Origin of the sequence: Streptococcus oralis (assembly GCF_004127215.1) — a bacterium.
In the GTDB taxonomy this organism is placed as follows: domain Bacteria; phylum Bacillota; class Bacilli; order Lactobacillales; family Streptococcaceae; genus Streptococcus; species Streptococcus oralis_BD.
The window spans coordinates 1-442 of sequence record NZ_QEWJ01000071.1 but is presented as its reverse complement, the minus strand read 5'-3'; the positions used below and the strand labels follow the sequence as shown (position 1 = coordinate 442).

Here is a 442-nt window from a genome sequence, read left to right as displayed (position 1 = left end):
ATCGTGGGCATTGTCTGGTAGCGAGTCCTTCTCTGGTGGCATTGATGGGGAAACCGCGTTCGCCGGACGATCTGTGCCGTTGGCCGGGGCTGAGTATGGCGGTGGGTAAGCACATTCATCAATGGCAATTAGATGGGCCAAATGGGGCCCGGGCCGAAGTGCATTTCACGCCGCGATTTATTACCGGCGATATGCTGGCGCTGCGCGAGGCCGCCATCGCAGGCGTTGGCGTGGTGCAGTTGCCGGTGCTCATGGCGAAAGAGCAACTGGATGCGGGAACATTGGTTCGGGTTTTGCCCGAGTGGGAACCGAAACGTGAGGTTATTCATGCGGTGTTTCCATCGCGCCGGGGTCTGCTGCCGGCAGTGAGGGCGCTGGTTGATTTCCTCGGTGAAGAGTATGCGCAAATGATTGAGGATTGATTTTACATTTAATTTACAAT

Annotated in this window: 1 protein-coding gene; it reads left to right on the top strand. The window is 56.3% G+C overall.

The features are described 5' to 3' along the window. A partial coding sequence (locus DF216_RS11130) for a LysR substrate-binding domain-containing protein (protein ID WP_240659332.1) occupies positions 1-422 on the top strand: 422 nt, incomplete at its 5' end. Positions 423-442: the final 20 nt, after the last annotated feature.